The organism is Dokdonella soli (assembly GCF_039523175.1).
Lineage (GTDB): Bacteria > Pseudomonadota > Gammaproteobacteria > Xanthomonadales > Rhodanobacteraceae > Dokdonella_A > Dokdonella_A soli.
On sequence record NZ_BAAAEU010000010.1, the window covers coordinates 194,273 to 210,639 of the forward strand.

Here is a 16,367-nt window from a genome sequence, read left to right on the forward strand (position 1 = left end):
CGCCGCATTGTGCCGATTTCCGCACCCGCTGAAAGCAAGCGTTTCTAGACGCACGGACAGCGGTCCGGCGAGCATGGCCGTATGCATAGCATAGACGTGATCGACTCCCACACCGGCGGCGAACCCACCCGGGTCGTCATCGCTGGCTTTCCCGATCTCGGCGGCGGCACCTTGGCCGAACGGCGCCAGCGCTTCCACGACCACTACGACCGCTGGCGCAGCGCGATCGTGTGCGAGCCGCGCGGCTCGGCCGCGGTGGTCGGCGCGCTGCTGCTGCCGGCGCAGAGCCCCGATGCCTGTGCCGGGGTGATCTTCTTCAACAACACCGGTTATCTCGGCATGTGCGGCCACGGCGCGATCGGCGTGATCCGCACGCTGGCGCATCTCGGCCGCATCGCAGCCGGCAGCCATCGGCTGGAGACGCCGGTCGGCACGGTGGGCGTCGACCTGCACGAGGACGGCCGCGTTTCCATCGACAATGTGGAAAGTTACCGGCATGCGGCCGATCTGCGCATCGACGTCCCTGGGTATGGCAGCGTGCGCGGCGACGTGGCCTGGGGCGGCAACTGGTTCTTCATCACCAAGGACACGCCGCTGCCGCTGGAGATCCGCCATCAACGCGAGCTGACCGTCTACACCGAGGCGATCCGTCGCGCGCTGGAGGCGGGCGGCATCAGCGGCGCCCACGGCGGCGAGATCGACCACATCGAAATCAACGCGGCCTCGCCCACACCCGGCATGGACGCACGCAACTTCGTGCTGTGTCCGGGCCTCGCCTACGACCGCTCGCCGTGCGGCACCGGCACCAGCGCCAAGCTGGCTTGCCTCGCGGCCGACGGCAAGCTCGGCGCGGGTGAAACCTGGCTGCAGGAGAGCATTCTCGGCAGCGTCTTCGAAGGTCGCTACACAGCGGGCCCGCGCGGCGTGCTGCCGCGGATCACCGGCAGCGCGCATGTCGTCGCCACGGCCACCCTGCTGATCGACGAAGCCGACCCGTTCGCCTGGGGCAGCGGCGCGGAATGACCGGTTATGACCTGATCGTGGTCGGCGCCGGCATCATCGGCGCCAGCTGCGCCGACGCGGCGGCGGGCGAAGGCCTGCGCGTCGCGATCGTCGAGCCCGGCCCGATCGGCGGCGGCGCCACGGCGGCGGCGATGGGTCATCTGGTCGCGATGGACGACGATCCGGCCGAGCTCGCGCTGGCGCGCTATTCGTTGCAGCAGTGGGATGCGTTCGCGGACCTCCCCGAGGCCGAGTTCAGCCGCTGCGGCACCTTGTGGGTCGCGCGCAGCGAGGCCGAAACCCGCGCGATCACAACGCGTGTCGCGCGCCTGGCAGCGGCCGGTGTCGACGCGCAGGCGATCGATGCGCAAACCCTGTACGAGCTGGAGCCGGAACTCGCACCGGGTCTGTGCGGCGGCATGTTGGTGCCGAACGAAGCGGTGGTCTATCCGCCACGCGTAGCCCGCTATCTGGTGCAACGCGCGCAGGCTCGAGGCGCGCAACTGCATGGCGGCCGCTCCGCGCGAAAGCTGGAGCGCGGCAGCGTGGTGCTGGACGACGGCACGCGGCTGAGCGGTCCCGCGCTGATCGCGACCGGCTGCGCGCTGCCGGTCTTGCTGCCGCAGCTGCCGATGCGCGGACGCAAGGGTCATCTCGTGATCACCGATCGCTATCCGGCGCTGCTGCGCCATCAGCTGATCGAACTGGGTTATGCCGACAGCGCGCACGGCGACGCCGACAGCAGCGTCGCGTTCAATGTGCAGCCGCGGCCGACCGGACAGATCCTGATCGGCTCCTCGCGCGAATTCAACGCGACCGATGCGACGGTGTCGCCCGCGATGGTGCGGCGCATGCTGGAACGCGCGTTCGGTTTCATGCCGGTGCTGCACGGCCTGCAGGGGCTGCGCGTATGGACCGGTTTTCGGCCGACCACGCCCGATGGCCAGCCCTATCTCGGCGCCGTGCCCGGACAGCAGGATGTGTGGGTCGCGGCCGGTCACGAAGGCTTGGGCGTGACGACGGCATTGGGCAGCGCGCGCTTGTTGCTGGATCTGCTGCTTCAACGCAAGCCGGCGATCGACCCGACGCCGTACGCGCCGTCGCGGATGGCCGCATGAACCTCTCCGGACGGGTGCGCCTGACGGTGAACGGACAGCCGGTCGAAGTGCCGGCGGGCGCAAGCGTGGCGGCCGCAGTCGCACACGTGACGCTGCAGTTTCGTCGCGCGGTGCACGGCGAACCGCGTGCGCCGTTGTGCGGCATGGGCGTGTGCTTCGAATGTCGCGTACAGGTGGACGGCGTCGCGCATGTGCGCGCCTGCATGACACCCGCGCGCGATGGCATGCGGGTGCAGACCGATGACTGAGCGCTACGACGTGCTGATCGTCGGCGCCGGGCCAGCCGGCCTGGCCGCGGCGCAGGCGGCGGCCAGCCATGGTGCGCGGGTCGGTCTGCTCGATGCGCAGGCGCGGCCGGGCGGCCAGGTCTGGCGTCACGACGTTCGGCGCGCTGCACCGCGTGCCGCGCGCAAAGCGATCGCCGCGCTGCATCAAGTGGAAATCCTCACGCAGCACCATGTGGTTGCTTGCGAAGATCACGCCTTGCTGGTCGAAACGCCGCAAGGCGCCGAGCGCCTGACGTACGGGGCGCTGGTGCTCGCGACCGGCGCACGCGAACTGCTGCTGCCGTTTCCCGGCTGGACCTTGCCCGGTGTCGCCGGCGCCGGTGGATTGCAGGCGCTGCTGAAGCAGGGCTGGCCGATCGCCGGCAAGCGCGTGGTGGTGGCCGGCAGCGGTCCGCTGCTGCTCGCCGCCGCGGCGACCTTGCGCGCACACGGCGCCCGGCTGCTCGGCATCTACGAACAGGCGCCGGCGGCAACGGTCAATGCATTCGCGCGGCAGCTGCTGCACTGGCCTGCGCGGGCCGCACAGGCGATCAGTCTGCGCGCGCGGCTCGCCGGTGTGCCGTACCGCTGCGGCTCGATCGTGCGCAGCGCGCACGGCGAAGGCCAGCTCGGCGCGATCGAGATCGAGGGCGCGCGCGGCGTGCATCGACTCGAATGCGATCAGCTCGCAGTCGGCTACGGACTGGTGCCGAATGTCGAACTGGCCGGCCTGCTTGGCTGCGCAATGGAACACGATGGCGCGCATCCGCAGGTGCAAGTCGACTCGCTGCTGCGCACCAGCGTTGCGGACGTCCATGCGGCCGGCGAGTTGTGCGGCATCGGCGGTCTGGCGGCTGCGCGGATCGAAGGCGCGATCGCCGGCCATGCGGCCGCGGGTGATGACGAGGCAGCGACTGCGCTGCTGCCGCAACGCGCCCAGGCGCGGCGCTTCGCCGATCTGTTGCGCCGCCATTTCGCGCTCGACCCGCGTCTGCATGCGCTGGCCACGCCGCAGACCCTGGTCTGCCGCTGCGAGGACGTGACGCTGGCCGCGCTGGACGGCTTCACCGATGCGCGTGCCGCCAAGCTGGCGACGCGCTGCGGCATGGGTGCTTGCCAAGGCCGCATCTGCGGCAGCGCGCTGGCCGAACTCGGCTGTTTTCCACGCGGCGGTGTACGACCGCCCTTGTTCCCCGCCCGATTGGCCACGCTCGCGTTGGCCGAATCGGAGCCTTCCTTTTCAGACGAGTATCGAGGCAACTGACCATGAGCAATGCATCCCTCTGGCGCGGCGTCATTCCCGCCATCACCACGCCGTTCACCCCCGATGGTCAGGTCGACCATGTCTTTCTCGCCGAACACGCGCGCACGATGATCGCTGCCGGCTGCACCGGCATCGTGCCGCTGGGCTCGCTCGGTGAGGCGGCGACGCTGGGCTTCGAGGAGAAGCTGGCGATCCTGCGCACGCTGGTGAAGACGCTCGACGGCCGCGCGCCGGTGATCCCCGGCATCGCCGCGCTGTCCACCGACGAGGCGGTGCGCCTCGCGCGCGAGGCCAAGGCGATCGGCTGCAGCGGCCTGATGGTATTGCCGCCGTACGTGTATTCCACCGACTGGCGCGAGATGGGCGCGCATCTGCGCGCGGTGATCGCGGCCACCGACCTGCCGTGCATGCTCTACAACAATCCGATCGCGTACAAGACCGATTTCACGCCGGCGCAGATTGCCGAACTCGCGCGCGACTATCCGAACGTGCAGGCGGTGAAGGAATCTTCCGGTGACGTGCGCCGCTTCGCGGCGTTGCGCGCGTTGCTCGGTGATCGGCTGCAGCTGCTGGTCGGCATGGACGACGCGGTCGTCGAAGGCGTGTGCATGGGTGCGACGGGCTGGATCGCCGGCCTCGTCAACGCCTATCCGAAGGAGTCGGTGAAATTGTTCGAGCTGGCCCGCGACGGCGGCGCCAACGCAGCCGCCGAGTTGTATGCCTGGTTCCTGCCGCTGCTGCGGCTGGATACCGTGCCGAAGTTCGTGCAGCTGATCAAGCTGGTGCAGCAGAAGGTCGGCATGGGCAGCGAGCGCGTGCGCGCGCCGCGGCTGGTGATGGATGGCAGCGAACGTGAGGCTGCACTGCAGGTGATCGACCACGCGATCGCCACCCGCTCGGCACTCTGACATGTCCACGCAACCGTCATCCGTGCGGCCCGTGTTGATCGGCGGCGACTGGCGCGCGGCGCAGGCGCTGCACGGCCATTTTCGCGCCGAGGATCCGGCGCAGGGCGTAGCGATCGGTCCGGAGTTTCCGGTCAGCGGCGCGGCCGACGTGCAGGCGGCACTGGCCGCGGCGGTCGCGGTGGCCGACGAGCTGGCGGCCATGCCGCCGGAGCGGATCGCCGCGTTCCTCGACTCTTACGCCGATGCGATCGACGCCGACGTCGACACTCTGGTCGCGCTGGCTCACGCCGAGACCGCTTTGCCGAAGGAGCCGCGTCTGGCCAAGGTCGAGCTGCCGCGCACCAGCGGCCAGTTGCGTCAGGCGGCGCAAGCGGTGCGCAGCTACGCGTGGACGCAGCCCGTGATCGATACGGTGGCCGGCCTGCGCGCGCACTACGCGCCGCTGGCCAAGCCGGTGCTGGTCTTCGGACCGAACAATTTCCCGTTCGCGTTCAACGCGATCGCCGGCAGCGACTTCGCGTCGGCGATCGCCGCGCGCAATCCGGTGATCGCCAAGGCGCATCCCTCGCATCCGGCCACCAGCGAGCGATTGGCGCAGTTGGCTCACACCGCGCTGCGCCAGGCCGGCTTGCCGGCCGCCGCAGTGCAGATGCTCTATCACTTCGACCACGCGCTCGGCGCCGCACTGGCCGGCGACGCGCGCCTCGGCGCGATCGGCTTCACCGGCAGCCGCGCCGGTGGCCTCGCGCTGAAGGCGGCCGCGGATGCGGCCGGCGTGCCGGCGTACGTCGAACTATCCAGCGTCAATCCGGTGTTCCTGCTTCCCGGTGTGCTGGCCGAACGTGGCACGGCGCTGGCGCAGGAGTTCTTCGCCTCCTGCACGATGGGCAGCGGCCAGTTCTGCACCAACCCCGGCATCGTCGTGGTGCCGAACGGCGCGGCCGGTGATGCGTTCGTCGAAGCGGCCACCGCGCATTTCGCCGCCGCCGCACCGAACGTGCTGTTCTCGCGCGGTGTGCAGGAACATCTGGAACGTTCGCTGGCCACGCTGCGCGCAGCGGGCGCAACCTGTCTGACCGGCGGCGCGTCCGCCGGCCCGGGCTATCGCTTTCAACCGACTCTGCTGAGCGTCGATGCGGAGACCTTCCTGCGCGAGCCGCGCGCGTTGCAGACCGAAGCGTTCGGCCCGGTCGGCCTGCTGCTGCGCGCCACCGACGCGGCGCAGATGGCGGAACTCGCGCGCGCGTTCGAGGGCAATCTCACCGGCACGCTGTACGGTGCACGGGACAGCAGCGACGACGCGGCGTGGGCGCACATCGCGCACGCGCTGCGTCCGCGCGTGGGCCGGCTGATCGGCAACAAGATGCCGACCGGCGTGGCGGTGAGCCCGGCGATGAATCACGGCGGCCCTTACCCCAGCACCGGTCATCCCGGCTTCACCGCGGTCGGCATGCCGGCCGCGATCCGCCGCTTCGCCGCCTTGCACAGCTACGACAACGTGCCCGAGCCGCAACTGCCGACGGAACTGCGCGATCACAACCCGGGCGGTGTCGCGCGGCTGATCGACGGCCATTGGTGCATCGACGACATCGGCAACCACGGAGACCACAAGGAATGACCGCACAGATCGGTGGCCTCGACCTCGCGCAGGCGCACGCCGCGCTGAAACCCTGGCCCACGACGGCGCCAGCGATCGGCGCCGAGGAATACCAGCAGCGCCTGGAGCGCGCGAGACGGCTGATGCGCGAACAGCGCGTCGATGCGCTGCTGATCACCGCCGGCGCCTCGCTGCGTTATTTCAGCGGCATCGCCTGGGGCCTGAGCGAACGCCTGGTCGGCCTGCTGCTGACGGCACAGGGCGACCCGATCGTGATCTGCCCGGCGTTCGAAGCGGGCTCGCTCGCGCATGCGCTGCGCATCCCCGCGGACGTGCGGCTGTGGGAGGAACACGAGGATCCGCAGGCGCTGGTGCGCGCGGCGATGAAGGAACGCCACGCCGGCAGCCTCGCGCTCGATCCGGCCACGCCGCATGCGATGTTCGAACGGCTGCGCGCCGTGCTCGGCGCCACACCCATCGTCGGCGCCAGCGCGATCGTCGACGGCTGCCGCATGTGCAAGTCGGTGGCGGAACTCGCGCTGATGAAGCAGGCCACCGCGATGACGCTGCAGGTGCATCGCCTCGCGGCCGGATTGATCCGTGCAGGCATCAGCACCACCGAGCTGCGCCACTTCATCGACACCGCGCATCGCGCGTTCGGCGCGGACAACGGCTCGACGTTCTGCATCGTGCAGTTCGGCCAGGCCACGGCCTATCCGCATGGAATTCCCGGCGAGCAGCGACTCGCAGAGAACGAGCTGGTGTTGATCGATATCGGCTGCAGCGTGCAGGGCTACAACTCGGACATCACGCGCACGTACATCTTCGGACGCCCCAGCGCCGAGCAGGCGCGCATCTGGGAACTGGAGCAGGCTGCGCAGCGCGCCGCGTTCGAAGCGGTGCGGCCCGGCGTGCGCTGCGAAACGGTCGATGCGGCCGCGCGCGGCGTGGTGGAACGCGCCGGACTTGGTCCTGACTACCGCCTGCCCGGTATCCCGCATCGCACCGGCCATGGCTGCGGACTCAGCATCCACGAGACGCCGTACCTGGTGCGCGGCGATGCCACAGTGCTGGAACCGGGCATGTGCTGCAGCAACGAACCGATGATCGTGGTGCCGGAGCAATTCGGCGTGCGATTGGAAGACCACTTCTTCGTCACCGCGGAAGGCGCCGAGTGGTTCACGCCACCATCGCCCGCGATCGATCAGCCGTTCGCCTAGCTGGCCTGCGCGCGGGCACCACCACCACCGGGGAGTGATTCATGGGCCTGATAAACGACATGGTCCGGCGCAAGCCGGTGGAAGCCCTGCAGGGCGAAGCCTCCACCGGCGGCAGCGGACTGCGTCGCGTACTCGGGCTCTGGCAGCTCACCGCGATCGGCCTCGGCGGCATCATCGGCGTCGGTATCTTCGTGCTCACCGGCACGGTGGCCGCGACCCAGACCGGGCCGGCCGTGGTGCTGTCGTTCCTGATCGCCGGCATCGCCAGTGCGGCGGCGGCGCTCTGTTACGCGGAATTCGCCGGGCTGATACCGGTCTCGGGCAGCGCCTATACCTACGGCTATGCCGTGCTCGGCGAATTTGCCGGCTGGATCATCGGCTGGGATCTGCTGCTGGAATACGCGCTGATCGCCGCGGTGGTGGCCGTCGGCTGGTCGGGCTACGCGCAAGCCCTGCTGGACGCCGCCGGCATCCCGTTGCCGGCGTGGGCGCAAGGTGCCTGGGGCAGCGCGCCGGGGCGCGTCGTGAACCTGCCTGCGATCGTGATCTCGCTGGCGATCACCTCGCTGCTGGCGATCCGCATGGAATGGGGCGCGCGCTTCAACACGCTGATCGTGGCGATCAAGATCGCCGGCGCCGCGCTGATCGTGATCGCCGGCGCGGCCTACGTGAAACCCGAGCGCTGGCATCCGTTCATGCCGTTCGGCATGCATGGCGTGGTGACCGGCGCGGCGGTGGTGTTCTTCGCGGTGTTCGGCTACGACATGCTGACCACCGCGGCCGAGGAATCGACGAATCCGCAACGCGACCTGCCGCGCGCGGTGCTGCTGTCGCTGGGCATCGCGATGCTGCTGTATTTCGCGATCTGCCTGGTGCTGACCGGCATCGTGCCCTACACCACGCTGGACAATGCCGCGCCGGTGGCCGGCGCGTTCACCCGCATCGGCTTGCCCTGGGCGATGGTGGTGATCTCGCTGGCTTCGGTCTGCGGCATCACCAGCGTGATCTTCGCGAACCTGATGGCCGGCGCGCGCATCGGTTTCAGTCTCGGTCGCGACGGCTTGTTGCCGGCCTGGTTCGCCGGCGTGCATCCAAGATGGCGCACGCCGCATCGCTCGACCATGCTGCTCGGCGGTGTCACCACGGTGGCGGCCGGCCTGTTTCCGCTGGACGAACTGGCCAAGCTGGTGAACATCGGCGTGCTCGGCGCGTTCATCGTGATCTGCACCGCGGTCGCCGTGCTGCGCTGGCGCCGGCCCGACCTGCATCGCCCGTTCCGTACGCCCTGGGTGCCCGTGGTGCCGTTGATCGGCGTCGGCTTCTCGTGCTGGCTGATCTGGGGTTTGCCGTCGATCACCTATGTGCGTTTCACGCTGTGGCTGCTGCTCGGCTGCGTGCTCTATTTCGGCTACGGACGGCAGCATAGCCGCCTGGCCGCATACCCGGCCGAGGCCTGACTGTGCCCAATTCCGCATGCACTGCGCGCGATCCATGCAAGATCGCGCGCACTGTGCGTGGCAATCTGCTGGCCGATCCGTGTGTGCAGCCTGTCGTTCCCTCACGACCTCTCCTGGCGCGCACGCGGATCTCTCCATTCATCCGACGCTGCGGCATCGCCACGCCGCGCCGAATACCGACCGAATCGAACGCAACCGATGCCGGCAGGGCCGCATGGGTGCCACCCGGACCGAGCCGGATTCATTCGCGCGCCGCATTGAGATGGCGCCCATACGCCGCCATTTGCCAAGCAGGATGGGCTCTGTTGTGATGCCGGCATGGCAAGGTTGCTGCCCGGGTTGCTCTGGTCCGCGTCGCTGCTGCTGGCAACGCCTGCGGTTGCGCGCGACGTGTCTGCCGCCGAGCCGCCGGCGTCTGCCGTGCTGCTGCGCGTGGAGGGCGCGATCAGTCCGGCCAGCGCCGACTACGTCGAGCGAGGCATCGCCCGCGCCGCTAAGGCGCATGCCGCCCTCATCGTGCTGGAGATGGACACGCCCGGTGGCCTGGACAAGTCCATGCGCGGCATCATCAAGGCGATCCTCGCCTCGGAGGTTCCGGTAGTCGGCTACGTCGCGCCGGGTGGTTCACGCGCGGCCAGCGCCGGCACCTACATCCTCTACGCGTGCCATATCGCCGCAATGGCGCCGGCCACCAATCTCGGTGCGGCGACGCCAATACAGCTGATCGGACCCGGGCAGCCGACACCGCCGGCACCTGTGCCGGTGCCGTTGCCTCCGGACAGCAAGCAGCCGCCGCCAGCACCAACGTCCGACGCGGAGACGCGCAAGATCGTCAACGACGCCGTGGCCTACATCCGCGCACTGGCCGAGCGCCGCGGCCGCAACGCGGACTGGGCCGAACAGGCGGTGCGCGAGGCGGTCAGCGTGTCCGCTGAGCAGGCGTTGAAGCTGCACGTCATCGATTTGATCGCACCCGATTTGCCGCAGTTGCTGGTCGACATCGACGGGCGCCGCGTCACGATGCCCGATGGCGAGCAGGTCCTGCATACGCGAGGCATTACGGTGGAGCCGCTCAATCCGGACTGGCGCAGCCGCTTCCTGGCGGTGATCGCGGCTCCCGAGGTGGCCTATCTGTTGCTGCTGATCGGCCTCGGCGGACTGCTGTTCGAAGGTTACAGCCCCGGCGTCATCCTGCCCGGCGTGGTCGGCGCGATCTGCCTGCTGCTGGCGCTGTATGCGTTCCAGATGCTGCCGGTGAACTACGCCGGCCTGGCGCTGATCGCGCTCGGTGTGGCGCTGCTCGTTGCCGAAACGGTGGTGCCGGCCTATGGTTCATTGGGCATCGGCGGCGTGGTCGCATTCGTGATCGGTTCGGTGATCCTGATGGATACCAGCGTGCCCGGATATGGAGTCTCGTTGCCGCTGCTGATCGGGATCAGCATCGCTGCCGCGCTGGTCCTGGTCGGTATCGTCTGGATGGCCCTGCGCGCGCGCGGACGGCCGGTCGTCAGTGGCCGCGAACAACTGCTCGGCAGCCTCGGCGAAGCCATCGGCGATTTCGATCGCCGCGGCATCGTGCATGTGCACGGTGAGCGCTGGCAGGCGTTGTCCGAGGCGCCGTTGCACAGCGGCCAGGTCGTGCAGGTGATCGGTATCGACGGCCTGCTGCTCACCGTGAAACCGCTGCCAGTCGCAAGCAAAGGAGAACCGTGATGTTGTCCGTAGCCGCTGTCGTCGTTGCCTTCGTGCTGCTGCTGATCCTCAGCTCGGTCAAGATCCTGCGTGAGTACCAGCGCGCCGTGGTGTTCCTGTTCGGCCGCTTCCAGGCGGTCAAGGGACCCGGCATCTTCATCCTGGTGCCGGTGATCCAGCAGATGGTGCGGATCGATTTGCGTACCGTCGTGATGGCGGTACCGCCGCAGGACGTGATCTCGCGCGACAACGTGTCGGTCAAGGTCAACGCGGTGATCTACTTTCGCGTGATCGACCCCGAGAAAGCCGTGATCCAGGTCGAGAACGCGCACGAGGCGACCAGCCAGCTCGCACAGACCACGTTGCGTTCGGTGCTCGGCCGGCACGAGCTCGATGAAATGCTCGGCGCGCGCGACAAGCTCAACCAGGACATCCAGCTCATCCTCGATCAGCACACCGATGCCTGGGGCATCAAGGTCGCCAACGTCGAGATCAAGCAGGTCGATCTGGACGAGGGCATGATCCGGGCGATCGCCAAGCAGGCCGAGGCCGAGCGTCAGCGCCGCGCCAAGGTGATCAACGCGGAAGGCGAGCTGCAGGCGTCGGAGAAGCTGATGCAGGCCGCGCAGACCCTGATGCAGCAACCGCAGTCGATCCAGCTGCGTTACCTGCAGACGCTGGTCGAGGTCGCCGGCGATCGCACCAGCACGGTCGTGTTTCCGTTGCCGCTGGACCTGATCGAGCCGCTGCTCGCGAAGGCGCGGCCAAGGGAATAGGCGGACCCTGAACGAGTCCGCGAAGGATTATCCCGGCATCCCGCTAAACCCCGGTGCGCGTTTCCGCATCTGAGCAGCCGTCCACCTGTCGGAGTGATCTCATGCGCAGCCTGCTGTTCCTGATCGGCCTCGTCCCGGCGCTTGCCGCCGCCAACGAATGCAAGTTCACCGCGCAGCGCGACTTCGATGTCGACGCGGCCGGTTTGAAAACGGTGGCCTTCGCGCTCGGTTCCAGCGATGTCGTGGTCGAAGGCGCGCCGGACCTCGCCAAGGTCGAGGTGCGCGCCAGGGCCTGTGCGTCCGATCAGGCCTGGCTCGCCGATCTCACCGTCGACCAGCAGCGCAGCGGCGATCGCGTCACGATCACCCCGCACGAGGGCCGCGACACGAACTGGAGCTGGTTTCATTCCAGCTACGCCTACATCGAGCTGCATGTGCGCGTGCCGGCAAAACTCGCGATCGACATCAAGAGCAGTTCAGGCGACGCCGACGTCAGGAACGTCGCGGCGCTCGCCTTCGATGCGGGTTCCGGCGATCTGCGCGTCGACAGGATAGCCGGCACGCTGACCACTCACGCCGGTTCGGGTGACGTGACCGGCGCCGGGATCGGCAGCCTCGATGTGCGCGGCACCGGCTCGGGCGACATCACGCTACGCGACGTGCACGGCGACGTGAAGGTCGCGCACGTGGGTTCGGGCGACCTGCACTTTGCGAATGTCGGCGGCAGCGTCGACATCGGCAGCGTCGGCTCGGGCGACGTTTCGGTCGACCACGCCGAACGCGACGTGACGGTCGACTCGATCGGCTCGGGTGATCTCAGCGTGTCGAACATCGGCGGCAACTTCACCGTGCGCTCGCGCGGTTCGGGCGACGTGAATCACCGCGACGTGCGCGGCAGCGTGTCGGTGCCGCGCGACAACGACTGAGTCGGGCGCATCGTCGATACACCGGGCCGCGGGACGAAGCAGGCGCGCGGCGTACAATCGCGCGGATGAAACCGCACGGCGGCGTTGCGCCGCTCCCGATCCATGACGATCGTGAACGCGCATCGACGCGTGTGCGGTCGTCGCGAGCACATGCCGCGCTGAAACCAGTCGACGCCGAACGCGATCTCGCCACGCTGCTCGCCGCGATCCGCGCCTGCCGCGTGTGCGAGGCGCAACTGCCGCTGGGCCCGCGTCCGATCGTGCAGGCTGAGGCGAGCGCACGCCTGTTGATCGTCGGCCAGGCGCCGGGTGCGAAAGTGCATGCGAGCGGCGTGCCTTGGGACGATGCCAGCGGCGCGCGCCTGCGCGACTGGCTCGGCATCGACAAGGCGCTGTTCTACGACGCCGCACAGGTCGCGATCGTGCCGATGGGTTATTGCTATCCGGGTCGCGGTCGCGGCGGTGACCTGCCGCCGCGCCGGGAATGTGCGCAGCTGTGGCTCGACGCGCTGCTTGCACGCCTGCCGCACATCGAACTGACCCTGCTGATCGGCCAGTACGCGCAGCGGCATTTCCTCGGTGCGGCGAACAAGGCAAACCTGACCGACACCGTCGCCGCATTTGCCGACTACGCGCCACGCTTCATCCCGCTGCCGCATCCGTCGCCACGCAACACCGGCTGGTTCAAGCGCCATCCGTGGTTCGCGCGCGAGCTGCTGCCGATGTTGCGCGAGCGGGTGCACGCACTGTTGGCGCCGGCCACCAACGCGGCGCGTGCATGAGCCCCGCGCGGAAATCCGCCCATTGCGATATCGCGATCCAGCGCGCCTACGATGAACCGACGCCGCATGATGGTTACCGCGTGCTGGTCGACCGCTTCTGGCCGCGCGGTCGCAGCAAGGACGTGCTGAAGCTCGACGAGTGGGCGCGCGAACTCGCGCCGGGCGCGGACCTGATCCGCTGGTTCGGCCACGATCCGGCGCGCTGGGACGAGTTCCGCGAACGCTACCGGATGGAACTTGCGGAGCCGGCGCAACGCGAACGCCTGCACGCGCTGCTCGCCGCGGCCGGCGCGCAACGCATCACGCTGGTGTATGGCGCGCGGAGCGAGACCGAGAACCAGGCGGTCGTGCTGCGCGAAGTGCTGTCGGCGCTGCATTGAGGGGTTGCGTCACACGCCGCACCGCGTTCGTCGAGCGGCCTACGACCGTGCGTCACCATCGTGTGCGACGATTGGCACACCAGCGAGGAGTCATCCGATGAGCGAATTCGTCACCCATGCCACCGACGCGAGTTTCGAGCACGACGTGCTGCAGTCGTCGACGCCGGTGCTGGTCGACTTCTGGGGTGAGTGGTGCGGGCCGTGCAAGGCGATCGCGCCGATGCTCGAGCAGCTCGCTGCCGACTATGCGGGCCGGCTCAAGGTCGCCAAGGTTGAGCTCGACAAGAACCAGAAGACCGCGATCGCCTGCGGCGTACGCTCGGCGCCGACGCTGCTGCTGTTCAAGGGTGGCAAGGTGCAGGCGACGCAGATCGGCATGGTGTCGAGGACGCAGCTCGCGGCGATGGTCGAGCGCGCGCTGTAGCGGCACGGGGAGCGCGACGTGGATGCTTTCAGCTATCTGTCGGTCCTGCTGTCGATCATCCTGGGCCTGGCCATCACGCAAGTCCTGAAAGGCTTTCGCGGCCTCATGCAGACGCGTTCGCGCCTGCGACCGTACTGGCCCGCCGTCGCCTGGGCGATCCTCGTCCTGGTCATCGCCGTGCAGTCGTGGTGGGCGATGTTCGGTTTGCGCCAGCGCGTGGACTGGACCTTCTTCGAATTCTCCGTCGTGCTCGCGCAGACGATCGTCGTCTATCTGCTCGCTGCGCTCGTGCTGCCGGATTTCTTCGGCGATGCCACGGTCGATCTGCGCGAACACTACTACGCGAATCACCGCTGGTTCTTTGCGCTCGCGGTGCTGCTGATCGTGATCAGCGTCGGCAAGGAATTCCTCCTGGCCGGCCGAATGCCCGAACCGCTGAATCTCGGGTTTCAGGCGACGTTCGCGACCCTCAGTGCCGGCGCCGTCTCGACGCGCAACGCGCGTTACCACGAACTTGCGACGGTGACCGCTGCAATCGGCATCGGCGCCTACATCGGCGTGCTGTTCACGCATCTGGGCTGAGCGCGTTGCGCACGAACGGTCTCCGGGCGATTGGCCGCGACGTTCAGCGCGTAGTGGACGATCGCCTGCAGGAACCACGAGCCGAGTTCGGTCAGCCTCGCCTCGGCTGCGCAACGGCGCCAGGATGGCGCGTGCCCGACGTAGCGGAGTAGGCTGGCTGGCACGCGTTCCAGGAGCATGACATGGCCTCGCTATCACCCAAGCTCGCGGTGCTGATCGACGCGGACAACGCGCAGCCGGCGGTCGTCGAGGGCTTGCTCGCCGAGATCGCGAAATACGGCACCGCGACGGTCAAGCGCATCTACGGCGACTGGACCGGGCCGCAGCTCAAGGGTTGGAAGGAGGCGCTGCTGAAATACGCGATCCAGCCGATCCAGCAGTTCCGCTATACGACCGGCAAGAACGCGACCGATTCCGCGTTGATCATCGACGCGATGGATCTGCTCTACGGCGCCAAGCTCGGCGGTTTCTGCATCGTGTCGAGCGACAGCGATTTCACGCGGCTCGCCGCGCGCGTGCGCGAAGCGGGCCTGGTCGTCTACGGCTTCGGCGAGAAGAAGACGCCGACGCCGTTCGTGTCGGCCTGCGACAAGTTCATCTACACCGAGATCCTGGTCGACAAGGAAGATGAGGACGAGACCGTTGCGCCGCGCTCGAGCGCGCAGCTCAAGCAGGACACGCGCCTGGTCGCGCTGCTGCGCAACGCGGTCGAGGCCTCGTCCGACGATTCGGGCTGGGCCAACCTCGGGCCGGTCGGCAGCAATATCGCCAAGCAGGCGCCGGAGTTCGATCCGCGCAACTATGGCTATCGCAAGCTCGGCGAACTGGTCGTTGCGAGCGGTCTGTTCGAGATCGAGAAGCGCAAGCTCGGCGACGGCACGACCACGGCGACCTACTTGCGCAGCCGACGCCGCGCTGCGCGCAAACCGGCCGAAGGCTGAGCGGTCACGGCAATCGGGCGGGGAGCTATTCGTCGGCCGCGAAGTGCAGGCCGCTGAGATCGATATCCTGGTGCGCATGTCGCTCACGCATGCGTTCGATCGTTTCGCGCGAGGAGGCGCCGGTACGTCGGCGCGCGAACTCCGGCAGCAGTGCGCGGATCTGGTCAAGCAGGCCGGACTTCGCGACCGGGACCAGCATCGGCAGCAGGTTCGGCGCGGCGGCGTGTACATCCGTCGGTGCGCTCGAATAGCCATTGCGCACACGCACGGCCCAGGCCTCGACCTCGTGTTTCGCATCCTGCAGCGAATCGAACAGTTCGAGCTGGCGCTGCGGCAGCGGACGCTCCCACCAGGTCAGCGCGAACTTGTCCGACCACGGCCCGGAAATGCCGGCGACCGCCTTGCCGTCAACGTAGGCGATCGCCACCAGGCCGTCGTAGCGCGAACGCCACTCGACCGGGCAATCGGCCGGTCGGAGTCTGGCGCAACCGCTGCGTTGCTGGAATGCCTCGGTCATCACCGACCCGTACGATTGGAGGAGTTCGTTGCCCACGCCGGACCCGAAGCAAGAAGCGCGCCAGCTTTCCTCGGCCGCTTGGCCCGCGATTTCCCCGGTCCGAAGCGGCCAAAGTGAGATCTTTTTGGCATTTTTTGCCGTTGTTTCCGTGCATGGGCGTATGGCCCGCGCAGGCCGTCACGCGCTACCCGCTGGATCGCGATCGCGCCGAGGGTGCGCCGTTGGCGGCCTGCCCGAGTGTGCACTACTGCACAATGGAAAATTCGGCGTTGCCAGGCGCGACATCCTCGTCGACCGGGTCGCCGCCGCAGGCAAGCCGCAGGACGACGAGCAGAAGACCTGTGCGCAGACGCTCGGCAAGCGTACTGACTCGGTAGGATCGGTCGCCGATGCGCCGTTCCGCCAATGGAACGGCGAACTCGTGAGATGCCACGACCTGATTGGCGTCGATTACGACTCGCAGGCTTCCCCTTCCGCGTAACACACTGCTCCTGTGGCGTGCCCTTCGGGCCAGC

18 protein-coding genes are annotated in these 16,367 nt (G+C 68.4%); 17 read left to right on the forward strand and 1 reads right to left on the reverse strand.

Annotated elements, in window-relative coordinates:
* The first annotated feature begins 81 nt into the window (after positions 1-81).
* From ABD002_RS11530 to ABD002_RS11605, 16 genes are all read left to right on the forward strand, one after another.
* Positions 82-1,023 (forward strand): 4-hydroxyproline epimerase, encoded by a 942-nt coding sequence (locus ABD002_RS11530; RefSeq protein WP_343791196.1) that lies wholly within the window; start codon positions 82-84, stop codon positions 1,021-1,023.
* A complete protein-coding gene (locus ABD002_RS11535; RefSeq protein ID WP_343791198.1) occupies positions 1,020-2,120 on the forward strand; it encodes an NAD(P)/FAD-dependent oxidoreductase in 1,101 nt (366 codons plus the stop codon). Before ABD002_RS11530 ends, ABD002_RS11535 begins: the two co-directional genes overlap by 4 nt.
* Entirely contained in the window at positions 2,117-2,368 is a 252-nt protein-coding gene (locus ABD002_RS11540; protein WP_343791200.1) for a (2Fe-2S)-binding protein, read from the forward strand. Before ABD002_RS11535 ends, ABD002_RS11540 begins: the two co-directional genes overlap by 4 nt.
* Entirely contained in the window at positions 2,361-3,650 is a 1,290-nt protein-coding gene (locus ABD002_RS11545) for an FAD-dependent oxidoreductase (RefSeq protein ID WP_343791202.1), read from the forward strand. Before ABD002_RS11540 ends, ABD002_RS11545 begins: the two co-directional genes overlap by 8 nt.
* 2 nt (positions 3,651-3,652) lie before the next feature.
* A complete protein-coding gene (locus ABD002_RS11550) occupies positions 3,653-4,558 on the forward strand; it encodes a dihydrodipicolinate synthase family protein (protein ID WP_343791204.1) in 906 nt (301 codons plus the stop codon).
* A gap of 1 nt (position 4,559) precedes the next feature.
* The gene (locus ABD002_RS11555) at positions 4,560-6,176 is read left to right on the forward strand and encodes an aldehyde dehydrogenase family protein (RefSeq protein WP_343791206.1); all 1,617 of its coding nucleotides are present in this window, start codon (positions 4,560-4,562) and stop codon (positions 6,174-6,176) included.
* On the forward strand, positions 6,173-7,375 hold the full coding sequence (locus ABD002_RS11560; RefSeq protein ID WP_343791208.1) for a M24 family metallopeptidase: 1,203 nt from the start codon (positions 6,173-6,175) through the stop codon (positions 7,373-7,375). The genes ABD002_RS11555 and ABD002_RS11560 overlap by 4 nt, the downstream gene beginning before the upstream one ends.
* 41 nt (positions 7,376-7,416) lie before the next feature.
* Entirely contained in the window at positions 7,417-8,832 is a 1,416-nt protein-coding gene (locus ABD002_RS11565) for an amino acid permease (protein WP_343791210.1), read from the forward strand.
* 318 nt (positions 8,833-9,150) lie between these two features.
* Entirely contained in the window at positions 9,151-10,545 is a 1,395-nt protein-coding gene (locus tag ABD002_RS11570; protein ID WP_343791212.1) for an NfeD family protein, read from the forward strand.
* Positions 10,545-11,300 (forward strand): slipin family protein, encoded by a 756-nt coding sequence (locus ABD002_RS11575; protein WP_343791214.1) that lies wholly within the window; start codon positions 10,545-10,547, stop codon positions 11,298-11,300. Before ABD002_RS11570 ends, ABD002_RS11575 begins: the two co-directional genes overlap by 1 nt.
* Before the next feature lie 101 nt (positions 11,301-11,401).
* Entirely contained in the window at positions 11,402-12,226 is an 825-nt protein-coding gene (locus ABD002_RS11580) for a DUF4097 family beta strand repeat-containing protein (protein WP_343791216.1), read from the forward strand.
* 65 nt (positions 12,227-12,291) lie between these two features.
* Positions 12,292-13,008: a uracil-DNA glycosylase family protein gene (locus ABD002_RS11585; RefSeq protein ID WP_343791218.1), complete on the forward strand. Its 717-nt coding sequence runs from the start codon at positions 12,292-12,294 to the stop codon at positions 13,006-13,008.
* Positions 13,005-13,388: a DUF488 domain-containing protein gene (locus ABD002_RS11590; RefSeq protein ID WP_343791219.1), complete on the forward strand. Its 384-nt coding sequence runs from the start codon at positions 13,005-13,007 to the stop codon at positions 13,386-13,388. Before ABD002_RS11585 ends, ABD002_RS11590 begins: the two co-directional genes overlap by 4 nt.
* 97 nt (positions 13,389-13,485) lie before the next feature.
* Positions 13,486-13,812, forward strand: coding sequence for a thioredoxin (gene trxA, locus ABD002_RS11595; RefSeq protein ID WP_343791221.1), 327 nt, complete (start codon positions 13,486-13,488; stop codon positions 13,810-13,812).
* An 18-nt stretch (positions 13,813-13,830) separates the two neighbouring features.
* On the forward strand, positions 13,831-14,394 hold the full coding sequence (locus ABD002_RS11600; protein WP_343791223.1) for a hypothetical protein: 564 nt from the start codon (positions 13,831-13,833) through the stop codon (positions 14,392-14,394).
* A gap of 182 nt (positions 14,395-14,576) precedes the next feature.
* On the forward strand, positions 14,577-15,335 hold the full coding sequence (locus ABD002_RS11605; protein WP_343791225.1) for an NYN domain-containing protein: 759 nt from the start codon (positions 14,577-14,579) through the stop codon (positions 15,333-15,335).
* A gap of 25 nt (positions 15,336-15,360) precedes the next feature.
* On the opposite strand, the gene ABD002_RS11610 is transcribed toward ABD002_RS11605, so the two are convergent.
* Entirely contained in the window at positions 15,361-15,852 is a 492-nt protein-coding gene (locus tag ABD002_RS11610; RefSeq protein ID WP_343791227.1) for a hypothetical protein, read from the reverse strand.
* A 28-nt stretch (positions 15,853-15,880) separates the two neighbouring features.
* On the opposite strand from ABD002_RS11610, the gene ABD002_RS11615 reads away from it, so the two are divergent.
* Positions 15,881-16,333: a hypothetical protein gene (locus ABD002_RS11615; RefSeq protein WP_343791229.1), complete on the forward strand. Its 453-nt coding sequence runs from the start codon at positions 15,881-15,883 to the stop codon at positions 16,331-16,333.
* Positions 16,334-16,367 lie beyond the last annotated feature (34 nt).

Coding starts and splice junctions, on each gene's coding strand:
- ABD002_RS11535 (WP_343791198.1), top strand. CDS start 1,020: ATGACCGGTTATGACCTGATCGTGGTCGGCGCCGGCATCATCGGCGCC.
- ABD002_RS11575 (WP_343791214.1), top strand. CDS start 10,545: ATGTTGTCCGTAGCCGCTGTCGTCGTTGCCTTCGTGCTGCTGCTGATC.
- ABD002_RS11555 (WP_343791206.1), top strand. CDS start 4,560: ATGTCCACGCAACCGTCATCCGTGCGGCCCGTGTTGATCGGCGGCGAC.
- ABD002_RS11545 (WP_343791202.1), top strand. CDS start 2,361: ATGACTGAGCGCTACGACGTGCTGATCGTCGGCGCCGGGCCAGCCGGC.
- ABD002_RS11590 (WP_343791219.1), top strand. CDS start 13,005: ATGAGCCCCGCGCGGAAATCCGCCCATTGCGATATCGCGATCCAGCGC.
- ABD002_RS11585 (WP_343791218.1), top strand. CDS start 12,292: ATGAAACCGCACGGCGGCGTTGCGCCGCTCCCGATCCATGACGATCGT.
- ABD002_RS11550 (WP_343791204.1), top strand. CDS start 3,653: ATGAGCAATGCATCCCTCTGGCGCGGCGTCATTCCCGCCATCACCACG.
- ABD002_RS11530 (WP_343791196.1), top strand. CDS start 82: ATGCATAGCATAGACGTGATCGACTCCCACACCGGCGGCGAACCCACC.
- ABD002_RS11570 (WP_343791212.1), top strand. CDS start 9,151: ATGGCAAGGTTGCTGCCCGGGTTGCTCTGGTCCGCGTCGCTGCTGCTG.
- ABD002_RS11605 (WP_343791225.1), top strand. CDS start 14,577: ATGGCCTCGCTATCACCCAAGCTCGCGGTGCTGATCGACGCGGACAAC.
- trxA (WP_343791221.1), top strand. CDS start 13,486: ATGAGCGAATTCGTCACCCATGCCACCGACGCGAGTTTCGAGCACGAC.
- ABD002_RS11560 (WP_343791208.1), top strand. CDS start 6,173: ATGACCGCACAGATCGGTGGCCTCGACCTCGCGCAGGCGCACGCCGCG.
- ABD002_RS11565 (WP_343791210.1), top strand. CDS start 7,417: ATGGGCCTGATAAACGACATGGTCCGGCGCAAGCCGGTGGAAGCCCTG.
- ABD002_RS11610 (WP_343791227.1), bottom strand. CDS start 15,852: ATGACCGAGGCATTCCAGCAACGCAGCGGTTGCGCCAGACTCCGACCG.
- ABD002_RS11580 (WP_343791216.1), top strand. CDS start 11,402: ATGCGCAGCCTGCTGTTCCTGATCGGCCTCGTCCCGGCGCTTGCCGCC.
- ABD002_RS11540 (WP_343791200.1), top strand. CDS start 2,117: ATGAACCTCTCCGGACGGGTGCGCCTGACGGTGAACGGACAGCCGGTC.